This window comes from Pseudomonas sp. GD03944 (assembly GCF_029839275.1).
Classification (GTDB): Bacteria; Pseudomonadota; Gammaproteobacteria; order Pseudomonadales; family Pseudomonadaceae; genus Aquipseudomonas.
The window spans coordinates 220,207-239,643 of sequence record NZ_JAOCAH010000006.1 but is presented as its reverse complement, the minus strand read 5'-3'; the positions used below and the strand labels follow the sequence as shown (position 1 = coordinate 239,643).

15 protein-coding genes are annotated in these 19,437 nt (G+C 65.6%); 5 read left to right on the top strand and 10 right to left on the bottom strand.

The genetic code is table 11. The annotated features are described in order from the left end of the window. The 10 genes from tssI to tssB all read right to left on the bottom strand — a co-directional run bounded on the left by tssI (position 1) and on the right by tssB (position 11,673). Entirely contained in the window at positions 1 to 2,007 is a 2,007-nt protein-coding gene (gene tssI / locus N5C28_RS12230; RefSeq protein ID WP_279822592.1) for a type VI secretion system tip protein TssI/VgrG, read from the bottom strand. A 117-nt stretch (positions 2,008 to 2,124) separates the two neighbouring features. Beyond that, entirely contained in the window at positions 2,125 to 2,583 is a 459-nt protein-coding gene (locus N5C28_RS12225) for a hypothetical protein (RefSeq protein WP_279822591.1), read from the bottom strand. A gap of 39 nt (positions 2,584 to 2,622) precedes the next feature. Then, positions 2,623 to 3,192: a hypothetical protein gene (locus N5C28_RS12220; RefSeq protein WP_279822589.1), complete on the bottom strand. Its 570-nt coding sequence runs from the start codon at positions 3,190 to 3,192 to the stop codon at positions 2,623 to 2,625. Between the two features lie 91 nt (positions 3,193 to 3,283). Then, on the bottom strand, positions 3,284 to 5,833 hold the full coding sequence (gene tssH, locus N5C28_RS12215; protein ID WP_279822588.1) for a type VI secretion system ATPase TssH: 2,550 nt from the start codon (positions 5,831 to 5,833) through the stop codon (positions 3,284 to 3,286). 2 nt (positions 5,834 to 5,835) lie between these two features. Further along, positions 5,836 to 6,852 carry a type VI secretion system baseplate subunit TssG gene (gene tssG, locus N5C28_RS12210; RefSeq protein WP_279822587.1) on the bottom strand — a complete coding sequence of 339 codons (1,017 nt, stop codon included), beginning with the start codon at positions 6,850 to 6,852 and terminating at the stop codon, positions 5,836 to 5,838. Then, positions 6,816 to 8,609 carry a type VI secretion system baseplate subunit TssF gene (tssF, locus tag N5C28_RS12205; RefSeq protein WP_279822586.1) on the bottom strand — a complete coding sequence of 598 codons (1,794 nt, stop codon included), beginning with the start codon at positions 8,607 to 8,609 and terminating at the stop codon, positions 6,816 to 6,818. The genes tssG and tssF overlap by 37 nt, the downstream gene beginning before the upstream one ends. Further along, positions 8,590 to 9,030: a type VI secretion system baseplate subunit TssE gene (tssE, locus tag N5C28_RS12200; RefSeq protein WP_279822585.1), complete on the bottom strand. Its 441-nt coding sequence runs from the start codon at positions 9,028 to 9,030 to the stop codon at positions 8,590 to 8,592. The genes tssF and tssE overlap by 20 nt, the downstream gene beginning before the upstream one ends. 12 nt (positions 9,031 to 9,042) lie before the next feature. Beyond that, positions 9,043 to 9,543 (bottom strand): Hcp family type VI secretion system effector, encoded by a 501-nt coding sequence (locus tag N5C28_RS12195; RefSeq protein WP_279822584.1) that lies wholly within the window; start codon positions 9,541 to 9,543, stop codon positions 9,043 to 9,045. Positions 9,544 to 9,613: 70 nt separating this feature from the next. After that, positions 9,614 to 11,095: a type VI secretion system contractile sheath large subunit gene (gene tssC / locus N5C28_RS12190; RefSeq protein ID WP_279822583.1), complete on the bottom strand. Its 1,482-nt coding sequence runs from the start codon at positions 11,093 to 11,095 to the stop codon at positions 9,614 to 9,616. 29 nt (positions 11,096 to 11,124) lie between these two features. After that, positions 11,125 to 11,673 (bottom strand): type VI secretion system contractile sheath small subunit, encoded by a 549-nt coding sequence (gene tssB, locus N5C28_RS12185; protein WP_279822582.1) that lies wholly within the window; start codon positions 11,671 to 11,673, stop codon positions 11,125 to 11,127. 216 nt (positions 11,674 to 11,889) lie between these two features. On the opposite strand from tssB, the gene N5C28_RS12180 reads away from it, so the two are divergent. From N5C28_RS12180 to tssA, 5 genes are read left to right on the top strand one after another with little or no spacing between them, the layout of a single operon-like run. Next, positions 11,890 to 12,360, top strand: coding sequence for a type VI secretion protein (locus N5C28_RS12180; protein ID WP_279822661.1), 471 nt, complete (start codon positions 11,890 to 11,892; stop codon positions 12,358 to 12,360). Positions 12,361 to 12,405: 45 nt separating this feature from the next. Next, complete coding sequence (gene tssK, locus N5C28_RS12175) at positions 12,406 to 13,740, top strand: type VI secretion system baseplate subunit TssK (RefSeq protein ID WP_279822581.1); 1,335 nt, start codon at positions 12,406 to 12,408, stop codon at positions 13,738 to 13,740. An 18-nt stretch (positions 13,741 to 13,758) separates the two neighbouring features. Further along, complete coding sequence (locus N5C28_RS12170) at positions 13,759 to 14,517, top strand: DotU/TssL family secretion system protein (protein ID WP_279822579.1); 759 nt, start codon at positions 13,759 to 13,761, stop codon at positions 14,515 to 14,517. Then, a complete protein-coding gene (locus tag N5C28_RS12165; RefSeq protein WP_279822578.1) occupies positions 14,514 to 18,323 on the top strand; it encodes a type VI secretion protein IcmF/TssM N-terminal domain-containing protein in 3,810 nt (1,269 codons plus the stop codon). The genes N5C28_RS12170 and N5C28_RS12165 overlap by 4 nt, the downstream gene beginning before the upstream one ends. After that, complete coding sequence (gene tssA / locus N5C28_RS12160; RefSeq protein WP_279822577.1) at positions 18,320 to 19,420, top strand: type VI secretion system protein TssA; 1,101 nt, start codon at positions 18,320 to 18,322, stop codon at positions 19,418 to 19,420. The genes N5C28_RS12165 and tssA overlap by 4 nt, the downstream gene beginning before the upstream one ends. Positions 19,421 to 19,437 lie beyond the last annotated feature (17 nt).

Sequence of the window (19,437 nt, the reverse complement as noted above, 5' to 3'; positions counted from 1 at the left end):
TCAGTTCACCTTCACCAGGCCGCCCTTGAGGGTCAGCATGCCGCCGCCGTCCACCGTCTGTTCGGCGGCGGCCTTGTTGGTCAGGCTGATGCCTGCATCGTTGGTCAGCGTGGTACCTGCTTTATTGTCCAGCGAGGTGCCGGCCTGGTTGGTAAGCGCGGTGCCGGCCTTGTCGGTCAGGGCCATGGCGGCCTGGGTGGTGAGGTTGGCGTCGCTCTTGGCCAGGAAATCGCCGGTACTCTGCAGGGTGAGGGTGCCGCTGACCTTGATGGTCAGGTTGCCATCCACCGTCAGCTGGTAATTGCCGGTGACTGTCTCGGTGTAGTTGCCGCCGGTGCTGTGGGTCTGGTCGCTGCCGACCTTCACGGTGCGGGTGTCCTTCACGTCCAGGGTGTCGCTACCGGTCTGGATGGTCACGCTGCGCTTGCCTTTCTCCAGGGTCACGGTTTCGTCGCCGTCCTTCACGGTTCGGGTGCGGGCGTTCTGCACGGTAAGGGTTTCGTCGTGGCCGACGGTGGCGGTGGTGTCGTTGAGCACGTTGATGTTGAAGTCCTTCTGCGCCTGCAGGAACACCTCTTCGCTGTCCTTCTTGTCCTCGAAGCGCAGCTCGTTGAAGCCGCCACCGCCCTTGGACGAGTTGGTCTTGATCCCGGATTGCGTCTGGTTGGCCGGTAGCGCGTAGGGCAGGGGATTGTCGCCGTTGTACACGCAGCCGGTGACCAGCGGCCGGTCCGGGTCGCCGTCGATAAAGGTGACGATCACCTCCTGGCCGATGCGCGGGATGAACTGCATGCCGAAGCCCTTGCCGCTCCAGGGCAGCACCACCCGCACCCAGCAGGATGAGGTTTCATCGTTCTTGCCGTCGCGGTCCCAGGGGAACTGGATCTTGATCCGCCCGTACTCGTCGGTCCAGATTTCCTCGCCGGCCTTGCCCACCACCAGGGCGGTCTGGGTATGCATGCGTGGCTTCGGCGTGCTGCGCGGCGGGCGGTAGGCGGTGGCCTTGGGGATTGCCTCGAAGCGGTTGCGGTAGTGTTCGTGGCTGGCCTCGAAGGTCAGCGAGGTCACCACCCAATCGATGTTCAACGTGGCATCGTCATGGCCGCCCAGGGTGAACCAGTGCCCCGGCACCAGCCAGCGGCAATCGCTTTCGCCAACCAGGCGCTTCTCCTGGCTGCGCAGGCCGTCCACCCGTTGCTTGGTCAAGGCATCGCCCCGGGCCTTGGCGATGTAGCCACCGGGGTGCTCGTACACCGTGCGCGGCCCGGCCTTGGCTTCGGCCTGGGAGTACAGCGAAGTAGTGGGGGTGGTGAACTCGTAGTCGGTGGCACTGTAGACGCCGCTCACCGCCTGGATGCTGTACTGCGCCGAGCGAACACCGTGCAACTCGCGCACACCGATTTCCTGACCCAAGTAAGGCACCTTCGGCCCGTTGGGAATGGCCGGGAAGGCGTCGTTGCTGTCGCCCAACACCAGGGTGTGGGTGCCGGCCTCATGAGTGAAGAACCAGAAAATGCCTTCCTCCTCCAGCAACCGCGAGACGAAGGCGAAATCGCTCTCGCCGTACTGCACGCAGTACTCGCGGGGCGTGTAGCTGCCGGTGAGCGACAGTTTGTAGTCGGTGAAGCCGTGCAGGTCGAAAATGGCGGTGACGATGTCGCTTGTGCTCTTGTTCTGGAACACCCGGTTATTGCTGGCCAGATTCAGCCACCAGAGCCAGGGGCGCAGCAGCAACTGGTAGCGGTCCGCGCTGGCATCGCCCGGCAATTGGCGAATCTCCGCGCACAGCGCATCGACCGGGCGCAGCAGGTCATCGTTGTGCACCGTCGCCGTGACATGGCTCGCCACCGCATCGGCCAGGGTCAGCGGCGTGGCGCTATACCCGTGCAAACTCAGGCTGCCCAGCGCATTCAACACCTCCTCACCGGCCAGGGTTTCCGGGTACAGATCCGCCAGGGCGGATGCCGTGACGGAGAGGGTGGTTGTGGTGTCGGTGGGGCGGGGCATTGGTAGGCTCGGCTATAAGTCTGGTTGTGACGAAAGCAAAATTAGAAATAGATTCACCATTTTTAGGGCCTCCCTTGGGATGTAGAACTAGAGTTGCGACTCTCTGACGACCCCCACTCAGGGCTTTTGTGGATCTTTACCTTTTTTTTCTCGATATTTTAGGGCGTAAGCGGACCACGCTGATTTATCTTTGTGCCATTGCGGGTCGTAGCCTGTCAGCGTCTGGAGCAATACCCCGAGATGTGCTTCAGATTTTATTATTGCAAGCATGTTTTCTGTCTTTTTTATGTTTTGGTTTTTTAATTGATTGTTCACGGTTTTTTTTGCGCTGGCAACGAATTCCGTAGGTTTGTTTTCTCGAAGGCATTGCATGGCTGCAGTTCTGTTTTCTGCTGCTCCAGTATGTATTCCATCTCCTGGTTTTCCGCTCTCATGTCCATGGTATTCGGTAAGCTTGCTATATTTTTGATTTAGGGTTTTTATAATTAGGTCCTCGTCGTAAGCGTAGGCGGTAAATATAGAAACCCAGCCTGATTCGTATCTCTTTAGACAGCTCCAAACAGATTGCCCTGACATGAGATATGCTTCCTGTGGTTTGTGAGTTGTGCTCAGTAATTACCATCTATGTCTGTTTTTTTGATAGTCGCTATAATCCTTGGCTTCGAAAAATTGCGCGGTGGTGCCGTGGTCCCAAGGCGATGGTGGGCTGACAGGAAAGAACGTCACAATTGAATAAACGTGATGTCCATTGTCAGTAGTGGACCGCGGTTCGAAGACAATGTCTGCAAATTGGGTATGTGTATACCAGAAGCCTTTTATACGTGGCTGGAGGTTGCGAGAGCCTTCAGCATCAGCAATGCCAACGTTAGCTGTAGTGGATAAACGCAATCGATAGTAAAGTCGGCCATTGTGTTGAAGCGTATGTGTAATAATGTGATGGCTGTTTCTTTCTATCCGTCTGCAGGCTCTTGCTGCATAAGCCCATATCATTTCATCAATGTTTGGATAGGACGTGTCATAGATCCACATTCCGTGAGGATGTTCTCCTTGCCTGTTTGCGTCCATTATTGTGTGGAGTCCGATATGGTGTTCTCTGAATGTGCTTAAAAATATACTTCGATAGCGACATCCTTGTTCGCCATTCAGTGTGTCGTTTTCCCATGTTACTTGCTTGGCTTTTCCCATGCCTGGTCTCTAAACTTATGGGGTTTATGTGGCCTACAGCTTGTTGTTAAGAATGTAATGGGTTTAAGGGGTTGAATTTCTGCATTTTTATTCACTCCAACACCCACTCCGCCAACTTCCCCGTCACCTGCGTCATCAACACATTCTCGATATCCCTCGCCCCAGCCCCGCTGCATTTGGCCAGTACCGCTTTCACAATCGCCGCATCGAATTCGAACGGTTTTCCGGTCGCGGCTTTGTAGCGTTCGCGCAGTTTTTCCAGTTTGGCCAGGACGATGCCTTCCAAGGTCGCTTCGTCCAATGGGTGGTAGGGCACCACGGTCATGCGGGCGAGGAAGGCGGGGCGGAAGGCCTGGAGCAGGACGTTGTGCAGGTGGCTGTTGAAGGTGTCGCTGCCCAGTTGGGTCGTAGGGGTATCGAGGATGAGTTCGGCGCCGACGTTGCTGGTGGCGAGCATCACGGTGTTCTTGAAGTCCACCACCAGGCCGGTGCCGTCTTCCATCACGCCTTTGTCGAAGACGTTGTAGAAGGCTTCGAGCACGTCCGGATGGGCTTTTTCGATTTCGTCGAGTAGCACCACGGAGTAGGGGCGGCGGCGCACGGCTTCGGTGAGGACGCCGCCGCTGCCGAAGCCGACGTAGCCGGGCGGCGCGCCCTTGAGCTGGCTGACGGTGTGGGCTTCCTGGTACTCGGAGAGGTTGATGCTGATCAGGTTGCGCTCGCCGCCGTACAGGGCGTCGGCCAGGGCGTAGGCGGTTTCGGTCTTGCCGACGCCGGTGGGGCCGAGCAGCAGGAACACGCCGACCGGCTTGGCCGGGTCGGTGAGGCCGGCGCGGTAGGCCTGCAGGCGTTGGGCGATGGTGCCCAGGGCGGTGTCCTGGCCCATGACCCGTTGGCCCATGCGCTGGCCGAGGGTGCGCACGGCGTGGGCTTCGTCGGCGAGCATCTTGCCCACCGGGATGCCGGTCCAGCCGGCGATCACCGCGGCGACGATCTTCGAGTCGACCTGCTCGGGCACCAGGGGGTCGTCCTGGCGAATGGCTTCCAGGCCGTTTTCCAGGCGCGCCAGTTCGGCAGCCAGGTGGTCGATGCGGCCGTCCAGTTCTTCGTCGGTGTTGTTCGGGTCGAGGGTTTCACTGAGGGCCAGCAGTTCGCGGCGGGCTTCCAGCAGTTGGCTGACCGCCTCGCGCTCTTCGCCCCAGCGTTTGTCCAGTTCGCGGATGGCCCGCACGTTGGCGGCGGACTCGTCTTCCAGGCCGGTGATGCGCTCGCTGTGGTCCAGGCCGGTGGCCTGTTCGCGGCGCAGGCGTTCGACTTCTTCCTGCAGGGCCTGCTGGCGGTGGCGCAGGCTTTCCAGCGGTGGCGGTGTGTCGTGCTGGCCCAGTGAGACGCGGGCGCAGGCGGTGTCCAGCACGCTGATGGCCTTGTCCGGCAGTTGCCGGCCGGAGATGTAGCGGTGCGAGAGTTTCACCGCGTCATGAATGGCCGCGTCCAGCACCTGCACCCCGTGATGCTGTTCCAGTTTGCTGGCCACGCCGCGGAGCATTTCCACGGCGGTGGCTTCATCCGGCTCTTCGACCTGCACCAGCTGGAAGCGACGGGCCAGGGCCGGGTCCTTTTCGAAGTACTTCTTGTATTCCAGCCAGGTGGTGGCGGCGATGGTGCGCAGTTCGCCCCGGGCCAGGGCCGGCTTGAGCAGGTTGGCGGCGTCGCTCTGGCCCTCGGAGGCGCCGGCGCCGATCATGGTGTGGGCCTCGTCGATAAACAGGATGATCGGCTTTTCCGCACTGCGCACCGCGTCGATCACGCCTTTTAAACGCTGCTCGAATTCGCCTTTGACCCCGGCGCCGGCCTGCAGCAGACCGAGGTCGAGCACCCGTACGGCGACGTCCTTGAGCGGCGGCGGCACGTCACCGGCAGCGATGCGCAGGGCCAGGCCTTCGACCACCGCGGTCTTGCCCACGCCCGGGGCGCCGACCAGGATCGGGTTGTTCTGTCGGCGACGCAGAAGGATGTCGATGGTCTGGCGGATCTCGCCGTCGCGGCCGACGATGGGGTCGATGCGGCCGTTGCGGGCGTCTTCGGTGAGGTCCTGGGTGTACTGGTTGAGGAGCGGCTCTTCGCTCGGCGCGTCGTCGCGCTTCACGGTCTTGCCTTTTGCTCCGCCGGCCGGGGCTTCCCGGGAGGGCTGGGTCCATTCCAGCAGGTTGCTGCGCAGGGTTTCGCGCGGCACCCGCAACAGGGAGGAAGCGCTGTTGAGCAACAGGCTGCGGCGTTCTTCGCGGTCGAGCAGGGCCAACAGCAGCAGGCCGGAGCGGATGCTGCCGACGCCGAGCACGCTGGCCTGGACCACGGCGTCTTCCAGCAGGCCGACGGTCTGGCTGGAGAGGGCCGGGGTGCGGGTGCTGCCGGATTTGAACAGTTCCAGCGCCTTGTTGATCTCGGCAGCGACGGCGTCCGGCTCCAAGCCGAAGCGCGGCAGCAGGCAGGTGAAATCGCCGCCCTCGATGTCCAACAGCTCCAGCAGCAGGTGTTCGATTTCCACGTAGTGGTGGCCGCGCTGCAGGCAGCGCTGCGCGGCCCGTTCCAGGGCGCGGCGGCAATCGCCGTTGAGGCGGCTGATCAGGGTGCCGAGTTCCATGCTCAGGCCTCCGCCGTGCGCAGACGGGTGTCGATGCGGTAGGTGCCGTCGCTGGTGTGCGTCTGCAGCCCGGTGTTCCAGCGCAGGCGCGGTGCGCCGCCACGCGTCAGGCTCAGGGGCTCGGCGCCCTTGACCAGCAGGCTCAGCGAGCAGTCCATGTCCGGGCCGAAGTAGAAGCTGGCCAGGCTGGCGAGCTGCAGGTGAGCCTCGCCATCCGGCAGGAAGCGCGTGGCTTGTTCGTGCTCCAGTGGGCCCAGGGTCAGGCGGATGCCGGCGTGTTCATCCCACACCTGGGTGCCGGCGATGGCGGTACGCCCGAGGGTCAGGTTGCGCGCGCCGCGCCCCAGGCGACTGCGGCTAGCAGGGGGAATGCTGCGCCAGGCGCCTTCGTAGGCACTGGCCTGGATCGGCTGGCCGAAGTGCTGGCGAACCAGGGTGGTGAAGCCTGCCAGCGAGCGGCGACCGCCCATGAACAGCACGCTGCGCGAGAGCACGGCTGAGTCGCTGAGGGCCTGGCGTTCCTGCAGGGTTTTCGGCAGCAGGCCGGTGAGGGCGCGCAACTGGTCCTGCACCGGGCTGGCGTTGGGCACGGTGAAACCGAGGGCGATGCGGTGTTTGCGCAGCACGCGGTAGAGGATGCTCAGCAGGCGGTGCTGGAACAGGTCGAGAAAGGCCGCCGGTGCGTGGTCCTTGGCGCGGGCGCGCTGCTGCAGCCACTCCTGGTAGGCGTAGGGCAGGGGGCCGTCGGGGCCGCCGAGGCCGAACACCGGGGTGGTCAGGCGCGCCTTGCCGTCTTCCTCGATCACCAGGTTTTCCACCTGGCTGGCGGCGAACAGCGGGGTCAGCGGGCCGCGCAGGTGGATGGCCTCGGCCTGGGGCGAGGTGCCGCAACCCAGGGAGGTGGCGCGCGGCTGTTCGCGCTCCAGCACCAGCAGCGCTTGCAGCAACTCGAACGCCTGCGGCTCGTGGCGCAGGCGCGCGCTCAGAGTACGAGCGGCATTCCGGCTTGTGGTTGCCACGTCTTGATCTCCTTGTCGGCTTGAACCAGTACGGTGCTGACGAAACGGTTGGCAGTGGCATAGAGCGAGAAGAACTGCGCCAGCACGCCGGAGAACAGCACCGCGCTGCTGCCGACGAAGTGTTGCGGGTCGAGCTGGATGCGGACTTCCAGGCCGTTGCGCCAGCCGCGCCAGGCGTCTTCGCCGACCCGGGCGACGACACGGTCGCTGTCCAGTGCCAGCAGGCCGTCGATCTGCCGGCGCGCGCTGGCTTCGTCGCGCAGGTTGTGCAGGCCGAGCATTTCCTTGAGGGCACTCAGGGCCTGGGCGCCTTCCACCAGGGACAGATGATTGAGGGTCAGCTGCGACACCAGGCGCCAGCGTGACTCGCCGCTCAGGCGAGGCAGGCTCTGCGGGGTGGGCGGGTTGCGCAGACGGGCGATGGCGACCGGGCCGGGACGTTCGAAGCTCAGGCGGGTACCGGCACCGAGGGATTCGGCGAGGTGGCGGTTGGTGCACAGCAGTTCGGCGGTCAGGCTGTATTCCGGGGCGTCCTGCAGCGGGTCGAAATGGGTGTCCACCAGGCTCAGCAACACGTCGCTGCCCAGGCGGTTGGGCGTCAGGCCGGTGATGCGCCGGGCGTGCCAGTACAGGCGGTTGTCGCCGGAGCCGTGCTGGTAGCCGTAGTAGGCCGGTACCCGATGCACGCCGGACGGCGAGCTGGCGCGCAGGGTGTGGATGCTGTGGATTTCCACGCTGTTCTCGCGGTGGCTGTCGGCGACCAGGCGGTACTCGCTGCGGGTGCCGTCCGGGCGCAGCGGTTCCGAGGTGCGGGGGAACAGGTTGATCACCGGCGCGCAGCCCAGGGCGATGTCGCTGGGTTGCAGGTGCAGGCGCTTGCCCGGGGTGCGGTCGAAGACCAAGTACAGGTAGACCTCTTCGTCTTCGGTGGCCGGCGCACGCAGCGGTACATCGAAGAAGGCGAACTTGTCCGGGAAGGCGAAGTATTCGGCCAGTAACCGCAGGCCCGGGTGCAGGCCGCTTTCGTCCGGCAGCAGGGCTTCGTCGCTGGTAAAGCCCACCACCTCGGGCAGGCCCGTCTGTACCTGGGGCGTGCTGCCGGCCGGGCCACACAGCACCTGCACGGTGTGGGCGGCGATCAGGTCGTAGAGGGCGGCGTTGACCACCGGCGAGGCGGCAAGGTGCAGGCGCAGGCTGTCCAGGGTGAGTTCCGGCCAGGTCACGCCGGCCATGCAGCGCAGGGTCAGGCGCAGGGCCGAGCCGGCGTGGGCGACGCCGGCCAGGGCCTGGGTCTCGTCGGTGTCGAGCAGCACCGCTTCGCTGATGGTCAGCGGCCACAGGGTGGTGTCGGCGGTGCTGCGAAAGTGGATGCTGGCGCCGCTGCTGGTGGTGACGAACAGCGGGGTGTCGCGGGGTAGGTGATAGCCCTCGGCGAGGTTGCCCTTGGTCGGGTCCGGCTCGAACTGCACGATGGCGCAGGACGGCAGCGGGCGCAGGGCCAGGGGGTAGAGCTGTTCGAGCAGGGCGTCGCTGAATTCGGCGTAGTCGTCATCGAGGCGACGTTGCAGGCGGGCGGCGAGCAGCGAGAAACCTTCGAGCAGGCGTTCGACGTGGGGGTCCGGGCATTCGCCGGGGGCCAGTTCCAGGCGCCGCGCCACCTTGGGGTAGCGGCTGGCGAAGCTGGCGCCGGCATGCCGCAGCCAGGTCAGTTCGCGCTGGTAGTAGTCGAGCAGGTGGTCATCGATCGAGTCGCTCATGGCGCACCTCCCAGGTGTCCGCCAGGTCTTCGAGGATGAAGGTCACCGGCCAGTGGCGGGTGCCGCTGCGCAATGCGCCGTTGAGGTGGATGCGCAGGCGTTGCTGGTCGGGGGCGACCTGCACGTCGACGTCGCTGAGCTGCAGGCGCGGTTCGAAGTGCTGGATGGCGTTGCGGATGTCCCGGGTCAGCAGGCGGCGGTCGTCCAGGCGCTGGGCCTGCAGGGCGGTCCAGTCACCGATGCCGTAGTCGAGAATGGTCAGGGCGGTGCCCGGCGGGCGCGGAGCCCGCCGGGTGTTGAGCAGTCGCAGCAGTTCGATGCGCACCGAGTCGGCCAGGGCATCCTGGTCGAATACCGTCTCTTCGCCAGCGGCCAGGCGCTCGAACAGCGGCGGCTGGAAACCCGGGTCGACAAGGCGCATGACGAAGCCGGATCAGGCTTTGATGAGTTTGTTGGCGGCCAGGTCCCAGGTGGACGCGGCGGTGCCTTCCTTGGAGCCATCGTCCTTCTGGGCGGTCAGCTCCCACTTGATCTTGGTGAAGTTCATCGACAGGGTTTCCACCGGCTTGCCGCCAGCACCGCCACTGACGCTGACGTTGGAGAACACCACGTTGTTGAGGGTGTAGACGATGAACGGCAGGATCTTGCCATCGCCTTCGGCAGCGTTGCGGCCGATGGTGACCTTCACCTCCGGCAGGGGCTTGCCGGCGCAGCAGAACTCGTTCAGCGACGGGGTCGAGGTGTCGATGAACTTGGTGACGGTGAACTCGCCGATGTGGGGTTTGCCGGAGGTGCGCTCCGAGTTGCTGACGTCGTTGGTAACCTGCATGGCCACGTTGTGGCTGTAGGACATCAGTTCGATCTTGTCGGTGTAGCCCTCGAGCAGGCAGTCGCCCTTGATGTCGCCGCCGAGGTCGAGAATGATCGCATCCATCGCTTGAAACTCCTGGGTAATGGGGTCGCGCTAGGGGAGCCCCCGCCGTTGGCGGCGGGGGGAACAGGCCTTATGCCGCCACCGGTGGCGGCAGCTCGGCGACCAGGCGGATCGAGGCGGTCAGCTCTTCCAGCTGGAAGTGCGGCCTCAGGAACACCGTGGCACGGTAGGCCCCCGGTTTGCCGGCGACTTCCGACACGTCGACCCGGGCCTCGCGCAGCGGGTACTGCGCCTTGATGGCCTGGGGCGCGTTGTCGTTGATCAGCACGTAGTCGGCGATCCAGTTGTTGAGGTAGGTCTGCACGTTGTCGCGGGTCATGAAGCTGCCGACCTTGTCGCGCATGATCACCTTCAGGTAGTGCGCGAAGCGCGAGGCGGCGAGCACGTACGGCAGCATGGCCGAGATACGCGCGTTGGCGTTGGCCTCGTTGGTGTTGTAGAGCTTGGCCTTGTTGATGGTCTGGCCGCCGAAGAACACCGCCACGTCGCTGTTCTTCTTGTGGCACAGGGCGATGAAGCCCAGGTCGTTGAGCTCCTTCTCGCGGCGGTCGGTGATCGCCACTTCGGTCGGGCATTTCAGGGAAATGTCGCCGGAACTGGTGCGGAAGGTGTGGGCCGGCAGGCCTTCCACCGCGCCGCCGCCTTCGGCACCGCGGATCGCCGCGCACCAGCCGTACAGGGCGAAGGCCTCGGTGATGCGCTGGGTCATGGCCCAGGCGGCATTGCCCCACAGGTATTTGCCGTGGTCGGTGCCGTTGACGTCTTCGACGTAGTTGATGCCTTCCACCGGCAGGGTTTCCGGCCCGTAGGGCAGGCGCAGGAGGAAGTTCGGCAGCACCAGGGAGACGTAGCGCGAATCTTCGCTCTCGCGGAACGAGCGCCACTTGATCAGTTCCTGGCTCTCGAAGATCTTCGCCAGGTCACGGGGCACGGCCAGCTCGGTGAAGCTGTTCATGTCGAACAGGCGCGGGCTGGCGGCGGCGATGAAGGGGGCGTGGGCCGCGGCGGCGACGTTCGAGAGTTTTTCCAGCAGGCCGATGTCCTGCGGGTGACGGCCGAAGGTGTAGTCGCCGACCAGCAGGCTGAACGGGTGCCCGCCGAAGGTGCCGTACTCTTCTTCGTAGATCTTCTTGAACAGCGCGCTCTGGTCGAATTCGACGGCCTTTTCCAGGTCGGTCTGCAGCTCTTTCTGGCTGACGTTGAGCAGGCGCAGTTTCAGGCGGGTGCTGGTCTCGGTGTTCTGCACCAGCATGTGCAGGCCGCGCCAGGAGGCTTCGAGTTTCTGCACCTCGGGGTGGTGGAGAATCTGGTTGAGCTGGTCGCTGATCAGCACGTCGATCTGGCTGATGCGGTCGTTGATCATCGCCACGGTGTCCTTGTCGATGGCCATGCCTTCGTCGAGTACCTGGGTGGCGAATTCCGCGAGCATGTCGCGGGCGTAGTCCTGCTGGCTGTCATCGTGGGCCATGCGGCCTTCGGCGATGATGCGGTCGAGCAGGGACAGAGTCTGGGTCGTACTTTCGCTGGATTTGCTTTCACTGGACTTGGGCACGGCGAATCCTCCTTGAAGACGGGTGGGGATCAGGCTTGTGGTTCGGCAGGCGCTTCACCGTCAGCGGCCGGGGCGGCCTCGGCGGGTTTCGGGGCGGCGGATTTGATTTCCTGCAGGCCTTCGGTGTTGGCCACGACGTCCTGCAGCAGCTTGTCGAGGTCATCGTTGCCGTCGAGCTTGGTCAGCAGGTCGCGCAGGCGCTGGCGGGCTTCGTACAGGCGCCGCAGCGGGGTGACCTGGGTGACGATGCTCACCGGGTCGAAGTCGTCGATGTGGTTGAAGCGCAGCTCGACGTTCAGCTTGCTGTCGTCACCGCTGATGGTGTTGTCGACCTGGACCGCGGCGCGGGGGGCGATGGAGGCGAGGACGTCGTTGAAGTTGTCCCGGTCGATTTCGATGAAGCGCCGTTCGGCGACTTTCGGCAGGGGGGTGTCCGGCTTGCCGGAGAGGTCGGCAAGGATGCCGACGACCAGCGGCAATTCCTTCTTCTCGATGGCATCGCCGATCTCGACGTCGTAGGTGATCTGGACGCGGGGCGGGCGAATCCGGTCTAGCTTGTGCTGGGTGCTTTCAGCCATGGCGATGGGGCTCCGATGCATGATTCGAGCGCAATGCATCGGTTTCCCTGGTCATCGCACTCCCTTGCCGGATCGCGGGAGTGACGGTGCTCGCAGCTACACGATCCCGGTCCTTGGCGATCCCTCTGATTCGCGGTGCCGAGCGAGCCGGCCGACGAACTACCAAAGACGCTAGAACAGGTCTATAAAAATGCAAATTGAAAATTTTGGATGCGCATGAAGCAGGGACGAACGATTTTTTTCAGGGTTCTGATCGGTGTCGTCGCGGTCGCTGTGCTGACCGCCTGCTCCTGGAGAAGCCCCAGGGTAGAGCTGGACAGGCTGATCCTGGACGTCGCGCCACGGGCCAACAACGACTCGCCGATCGCCGTGGATTTCATTGCGGTGAAGGACGCCGATCTGCTCAAGCTGCTGGCCGCCATCCCCGCGCGGCAGTGGTTCGCCGAGCGCGAGCAGTACCAGCGCGACTACCGCGAACTCATGTCGATCTGGAGCCTGGAACTGGTGCCGGGCCAGTTCATGGAGTCGGACGACTTTCCGCTTGGCGGCGAGGCCGCGGCTGGACTTTTGGTCTTTGCCGGCTATAACACACCCGGTGTTCATCGGCTGCGCCTTGGCGAACAGCACAAGGTGTGGCTGCGCTTCGAAAGCAGGGACATGCGCTTGCTGGGTGACGACCAGCGTTGACCCCGTGCCCCACCGGGCACCACATCGGATGTCGAGGGGAGTGGTATGAGTGTTCTACCTGACGCGGTCTGCTGGCATGAGGGCATGCAACTGCTGCCCCAGCACTTCCAGCTGCAGGGGCTGCGCGCCGAAGCCCTGACCGCGCACCTGGCCCAGGCCGGTAATCCGCTGTTCTGGGGCGTTTCCGAGCTCGATCTCGACCCGGTGGCCCTGTGCGCCGGCCGCGTGCGGGTGCTGGCGTTGAAGGCGGTGCTGCCCGACGGCCTGCCGGTGATGGTGACACCAGGGGTGGACGCGCCGCTGGAGCTGGATATCGCACCGGCCATCGATGCCTCGGTGAATGCCATGGTCACCGTTGGGCTGGCCATCAACCCCCTGTGGCGCGCCGGGCAACTGGTGCCGCTCAAGGGCCGCATGCAGTCGTCGGTCAGCGAAGCGCTGCCCGATCTGGCCAGCGGCCAACACCCCGAAGCCATCACCGTGTGGCGACCCAACCTGCGGTTGATTCCCGAGGCGCAGAAGGCCGACGCGGTGTACCTGCCGCTGCTGAAGATCGGCAAAGAGGGTGGCGGGTATACCCAGTTGCCCTACGTGGCGCCGACGCCCCGGGTGCTGCCCGAGTCGGTGCTGGGGCGCAAGGTGGTGACCCTCTGTGCTCGGGCGCGGGAGAAATGCATGTTTCTCGCCGGCCGCCTGCGGCATGCGCAGCAAGCCGCCAATGATGACGATATCGACGAAATTCGCCGCCAACTGGCTGCCCTGTGGGCGCGGTTGCCGGAAGTCGAAGCGGCACTCAACAGCCGCGTCGCGTCCCCCGATGCCCTGTATGGCCTGCTGACCGGCATGGCTGGCAACTGGTGCGCACTGGACCTGACGGCCGGGGTGCCGGCATTCCCCGCCCTGGATTTTCTCGACCTGCAGAAGAGTTACGACCCGGTGCTCGAGTGGCTCGGCATGACCCTGGAGCTGATTCGCGCCGGGTACCGCAGCCTGCCGTTCCACCAGGAGGGGTCGCGTTTCAGCATCCAGCTGCCGGACGGCGAACAGCGCCGCCAGCGCCTGGTGATCGGCCTGCGCATGCCGGCCGGCAGCCATGAACAGGCGGCGTCGGAATGGCTGGGCAGGGCGGTGATCGCCTCGGCCAGCCACATTCCGACCCTCGTGCGTCAGCGCATGAGCGGCGTGCCGCACCAGGCCATGGGCCGGCGCGAGCAGGTGGCCTACGGGGTGGGCGACGACACGCGGATTTTCGTGGTGCAGGCGGCCGGGGAGTGGTTCGATCCCGCCCAGCCGCTGCACATCGTTTCGTCCGGGCAAGGACAAGGCAACAGTCCCTGGCAAGTGGTGCTGTTTGTCGCCAACGAAGGTGACGCCGTGTAGCACGGATAAGGACGTCGTATGCCTGAGGGAAGTCGGTTACAAGGCCTGCATGAGTCACCCCTGAGCACCGCGTTTCGCAGCGCCTGGCAGGAGTGGCAGGGGGTGTGGGAGGTCCTGGAACGGGACGAGGACAGCGATGGCAAGTTGGTCTTTCGCACCACCGAACAGGCGGTGCAGATCACCCGCCGGCTGTGGCGCGGTGCGTTCGCCAGCGTCGGCGAGTCGTCGGTGCTGCAGGTCAAGGCGCTGGTCTACGCCTTCGTCGCGCTGCTGGACGAAACCCTGCTGTTTTCCCCCTGGGCCGGCCAGTCGGCCTGGCAGGAAAAGCCCCTGGAGGCCCGCCTGTACGGCAGTCGCAACGCCGGCGAGCGCCTGCCAGTGGCGATCAAGCGCCTGCTGGACGAGCGTGCCCCGGCCAGCCGCGACCTGGCCAATGTCTACCTGCAGTGCCTGATCCTGGGCTTCCATGGCCGTCTGCGCGGTGAGCGTGGCCAGGCGATCCACGAGAAATGGCGGCACGCGCTGTTCGCCCTGGCCTGGCAACGCGACCCTTCCGTGACGGATGTGACCGAGACCCTCGAGTCGCCCAGCCGCGCGGCGCCGATCCGCCTGCCGGTGCGGCGTTCGCTGCCGGATGGCGTGCGCCTGGGCCTGGCGATCTTCGGCGGCATCCTCCTGTTGTCGGCGGTGGGGCACCTGTGCTGGCGCGACATCGCCCAGCACCTCGATCCGGTGCTGCACCTGGTGCCTGAGTCGTACCTGGAGCAGGCGCCATGAGCCTGACCACGATCCTGCTGTGGGTACTGGGCGTGCTGCTCCTGCTGCTGGCGCTGGGACTGCTGATCGGGTGGCTGCGCACCCAGTCCGGCTCGGCGGTGCGCAGTTTCTATGCGGCGCTGCGCCAGATGGAGCGCGACCTGGCGGTGCAGGACCGTTACGACATGCCCTGGTTGCTGATGCTCGGCGATGAGCGGCGCGCTGCCCAGCTGTGCACCAGCTGGCGCCTGAGGACCACGGCAAAGCCGGCCTGGTTCGGGCGCTGGTGGGCCGACCCGGACGGTGCGGTATTGGTGGTGCCGGATGCGTTGTTCGTGCCGGACGAGGGCGCCGGCACCCAGGTGGCCGCCTGGTGGCGTCTGCTCGGTCTGTTGTTGCGCTTGCGTTCGCAGCGGCCGCTGGACGGGATTATCTGGGCCATTCCGGCCGAGCGCCTGCTCGACGGCGGCCAGGCGTCGGCCTATGGCCTGGCGGCACGGCGCAAGTTCATCGACCTGCTGCAACGCCTGGGGCTGAGCCTGCCGGTGTACGTGGTGGTCACCGGTATGGAAGAGGTGCCGGGGTTCCAGGCGCTGCTGGCGGCGTTGCCGGCAGACAGCCGCGAATCCTGCCTGGGCTGGGCATCGCCCTATGGTGTGGAGGCGGCCTGGCAGCCGCACTGGAGCGACGCGGCGCTGGACGAGATCAGTCGTTCGGTGACCGAGGTGATGCTCGAACTGGGCACGTTGTCCGGCGGGGTGAGCGATGAGCTGTACCGCCTGCCCCAGCAACTCGACGCCTTGCACGACAACCTGCAGCTGATTCTGGACCCGGTGTTTCAGGGCAACGCCCTGGGCGAAGCACCGCGGTTCCGGGGCCTGTACCTGACGGCCAGCCAGGCCGTCGCCGAGGACGATGACTGGGGCAACACGGCGGCCAGCGCGCCACGTCGCAGCCTGCTTACCACCGGGCTCTGGCATCAGCGGTTGCTCGCCGAACAGGGCCTGGCCCAGGCGGTGCCGCGCATCCTGCGCCTGCGCCAGCGTTGGCAGCGGGTGGTGGGGGCGGGCGCCCTGGTGGTGGCGGTGCTGTGGGTGGCCGGCATGGCCTGGGCCTGGCGCGATGCGGTGGGGGATGCGGAGCGGCTGGCCACGGTGCTGCAGCGGGCACAGTTGCAGTATGTGGCGATCAACGATGAAACCCGTCGCCGCGACCTGACTCGGCAGAACGTGCAGACCTTCTGGAGCGTGCTGGAGCAGGGGCCGCGCTGGCGCTACACCTCCCCGGCGTTCCCGACCTCGTGGTTTTCCTCCCTCGACAGCCGCCTGGCCGACATCCTGCGCCACAGTGCGGTGACCCACCTCTACCAGCCGCTGTATCAACTGATGGAGGCCGAGTACCAGGCCCTGAGCCGCATCCAGCCGAGCGGGCGGGGCTCCACGGTCGAGGGCAGTGACCCGGAGCTGTGGCCGAACTACGTCAATGCCCGGGCGCTGGTGGACAAGGCGCTGCGGGTCGAGCAGCAGAACCAGCTGTTCTACCACGCGCTGAATCACCCCGACGGGCCGCTCGATGACCTGGCGCAGATCAGCAACAGCGCCTTCGGGCTGAACCTGAACGTCGGCACCCTGCGCCGGGGCAGCTACTACAACCGGGTGCTGTCGACCGCCGCGCCGCGTGGCATGCAGGCGCTGGACCTGCAGAAGAGCCGGCCGCTGATCACCGAGCACTTCCAGCGGCTCATGCAGTTCTGGCTGGCCCAGTATTCGCTGAGCGACAACTTCGTGCGCCCGGCGGGTTACCTGCGTATCCAGGTCAATAAGCTGCGGGATGGCTACGGCAATTCCCTGGAGGAGCTGGAAACCACCAGCGCCCTGATCGACGACCTGCAGGAGGTTATCGGCCTGACCAACTCGGCCTGGAGCCGCAGCAGTGGCCGCGACCTGGTGCCGGGCTACCGGGCGCTGCTCGAGGACGTCGACAAGAGCACGCTGCTCGGCCCCTCGGTGGCCAAGTCGGTGGACGACCAGGCCGCGCGCCTGCAGAGCGCTTTCCGCGACCAGTGGGTGGCCCGTGCCGGCACCAGCGACAACCTGCTGGTGCAGCAGAGTACCGGGGCCCTGTCGCTGCAGGAAGGCATCATCGGCCTGGATAACGCCATCGACAGCCTGCTCAAGTACGACTTCGTCGCGCTGGCCCTGCGCCAGGACGAGACCTCGGGCCGCACCCAGTCGGTGGATGGCAACGGCCTGGGCGCTGCGCTGGACTTCTACGACAGCTACAAGGGCTACGCCAGCCGCGAACTGCCGCAGATTCCGCCGGTCTACCGCGCCGCCTTGCTGGGGGCAGCACAGAGCGCGGCGGCCACGGCGATGTGGGTCAGCCTGGAAAGCCGGGCGAACCTGCCGCGGCTGCGGGCCCAGCAGACCTTCGACGTGCCGGCGGACAAGGCGCTGTTGCTGCAGAAGGCCTTCGTCGAGCTGAAGCGGCCGGACCTGGCGACGACCTTCCAGAACGTGCTCAACCAGCGGGCCCTGGCCGATGTGCAGCGGGCGCTGGAGGAGGTCGAGGTGTTACCGGTGTTCCACCCGCGCTATGCCATCGAGCAGTGGGACGGCGGCAAGAACCTGGGGCTGCAGCTGTTCCGCTCCACCGATGCCCAGGACCTCAAGCTGAGCCTCACCCAGCAGTTCGCGATCATGCAGAAAACCACCGAAGACCACGTGGCCGCCCTGGAGTGGCTGAAGGTGCAGCAGGCCAACCTGTCGGCCAGCGACTACGGCAAGGTCAGCCGCTTGCTGGCCCTGAACGAGGAGATGCTCAAGTACAAGGGACAGAACCCGGTCAGCGCGCCGGCGCTGTTCGAGCAACTGGTCAGCCGCGACTTCATCGACATGGACGCCCAGAGCTGCGCGCAGATTCTGCAGTCGGCCGCCGTGCCGCGCGGGGCGGACGATGTTTCCCGGCGTGGCCTGGCGCTGTGGAACCAGGCGCAGCAACGCTGCATGGTGTTGCAGCAGCAGCGCGGGGCCCTGGCCTGGAACCAGCTGGCCGGCTACTTCAACCAGTACCTGGCCGACCGCTTTCCGTTTTCCTACGACGTGGATGCCAAGGACGCCGACCCCGACCGGGTGCGCTACATGGTGCAGTTGATCGATTCCAGCCTGGCCCAGGCGGAGAGCGCGCTGATCTACAGCCGCTCCGCCGACCGCCTGGCGGCCCAGGATTTTCTCGACCGGCTCAAGCAGGCCCGGGTCTGGCTGGGGCCGTTGCTGGTGCGTGACCAGGACGGCGTGATCGGCCTGGACATGGACATCCTGTGGCGCACCGACCGCGACGGCGAGCGGGGCGCTGACCAGATCATCGCCTGGGGGCTGCACACCGGCAGCCAGTCCATCGTCTACCCGGGCGACGAGCAGAAACGCCTGAACTGGACCGTGGGTGAACCGGTGCGGCTGGTGCTGCGCTGGGCCAAGAACGGCTCGCAGCGCCCGGCCAACGACCCGCTGCAGCCGAGCCTGGCGGTGCATGGCCTGGAAGCCGGCTGGGAGTACACCGGCCCCTGGTCGCTGTTGCGCCTGATGCGTTCGCACGTGTCGGTGCAGCGACAGCCGAGCGTCGACCACACCCAGTTCCCCCTGACCCTGCAACTGCCGGTGCATGCCCCCTATACCGCCGACACCCAGGCCCAGATGTTCATGCGCCTGTCCCTGATGACCCAGGGCGGCAAGCTGCCGTTGTCGGTCCAGCCGTTGCCGGTGCGGGCGCCGCAGTCACCGTTCGCCATCGACGACACCCCGTTGCTCAGCGTCCAGGAGATCCCATGAGCCTGTTATCCGACGCACCTGCTCCCGAGTTGCTCCAGGCGCTGCTGGCGCCCCTCTCCGACGAGGCGCCCTGTGGCGTGAGCCTGCGCTACGAGCCGGACTTCGATCGCCTGCGGGAGATGCGCCGCGAAGACGACACCAGCCTGCCCACCGGGGTGTGGAAGGCCGAGGTCAAGCGCAGTGACTGGGCGGCGGTGGAGCGCCTGGCCAGCGACCTGCTCAAGACCCGCAGCAAGGACCTGATGGTCGCCGCCTGGCTGGGTGAGGCCTGGCTGCACCGGCAGGTGCCGGATGCGCTGCCCCGTGCCCTGGGGCTGGTGGCCGGATTGTGCGAGCGTTACCCCGAGACGCTGCACCCCCAGGCCGAGGACGGTGACCAGTCGTGGCGCGTGACGCCCCTGGACTGGCTGGCCCGCACCTATGCCACGGTGCTGCACACCCGGGTGCCGCTGTTCGATGACGAAGGCGGCGATTTCGCCACCTTTACCCTGCATGACTGGCAGCAGTTGCAACACCAGCAGGTGGTCGGCGCCGACAGCAAGGCGGCCAAGGCCGCTGCCGAGGTGGCCCACCTGCGCCAGCAGAAGCTGAACGAGCGGGTGCGCGAGGTGCCGATCGCCGTGTGGCTGCGCAAGAAGGGCAGCCTGGAGGCGAGCGAACAGAACCTGCAGCGCCTGGATCAGTGGAGCGACGCCTGGCTGGGGGATATCGGCCCCAGCTACAGCCCGCTGCGCGAGGTGATCGCGGCCCTGGCTACGCTGGTGCAAGGCTTCATCGACGCGCACCCGCAACGCCCCAGCCCGCAGCCAGCAGAGCCGCTGCCGACGACGGTCGAGGCCCGGCAAACGGATAACGAGGAAGTCGAGGGGAACAGAACCGTGGACGCCCAGAACCTGAGCAATCGCGACGACGCGTACCGGCAGCTGGAGCTGATCGCCGACTACCTGGCCAGGACCGAGCCGCACAGCCCGGTGCCGTACCTGATCCGGCGGGCGGTGGAGTGGGGCAACAAGCCGCTCAACGAGTTGCTCAACGAGCTGATCTCGGCGGATGCCGAGGCGCGACGCGTGTGGTCGCTGCTGGGGGTGTTGAAGTAGGGGAAGGGGGAGGCGCC

Coding starts and splice junctions, on each gene's coding strand:
- N5C28_RS12225 (WP_279822591.1), bottom strand. CDS start 2,583: ATGTCAGGGCAATCTGTTTGGAGCTGTCTAAAGAGATACGAATCAGGC.
- N5C28_RS12180 (WP_279822661.1), top strand. CDS start 11,890: ATGAAGCAGGGACGAACGATTTTTTTCAGGGTTCTGATCGGTGTCGTC.
- tssE (WP_279822585.1), bottom strand. CDS start 9,030: ATGCGCCTTGTCGACCCGGGTTTCCAGCCGCCGCTGTTCGAGCGCCTG.
- N5C28_RS12195 (WP_279822584.1), bottom strand. CDS start 9,543: ATGGATGCGATCATTCTCGACCTCGGCGGCGACATCAAGGGCGACTGC.
- N5C28_RS12165 (WP_279822578.1), top strand. CDS start 14,514: ATGAGCCTGACCACGATCCTGCTGTGGGTACTGGGCGTGCTGCTCCTG.
- tssH (WP_279822588.1), bottom strand. CDS start 5,833: ATGGAACTCGGCACCCTGATCAGCCGCCTCAACGGCGATTGCCGCCGC.
- tssA (WP_279822577.1), top strand. CDS start 18,320: ATGAGCCTGTTATCCGACGCACCTGCTCCCGAGTTGCTCCAGGCGCTG.
- tssB (WP_279822582.1), bottom strand. CDS start 11,673: ATGGCTGAAAGCACCCAGCACAAGCTAGACCGGATTCGCCCGCCCCGC.
- tssK (WP_279822581.1), top strand. CDS start 12,406: ATGAGTGTTCTACCTGACGCGGTCTGCTGGCATGAGGGCATGCAACTG.
- tssI (WP_279822592.1), bottom strand. CDS start 2,007: ATGCCCCGCCCCACCGACACCACAACCACCCTCTCCGTCACGGCATCC.
- tssF (WP_279822586.1), bottom strand. CDS start 8,609: ATGAGCGACTCGATCGATGACCACCTGCTCGACTACTACCAGCGCGAA.
- N5C28_RS12170 (WP_279822579.1), top strand. CDS start 13,759: ATGCCTGAGGGAAGTCGGTTACAAGGCCTGCATGAGTCACCCCTGAGC.
- N5C28_RS12220 (WP_279822589.1), bottom strand. CDS start 3,192: ATGGGAAAAGCCAAGCAAGTAACATGGGAAAACGACACACTGAATGGC.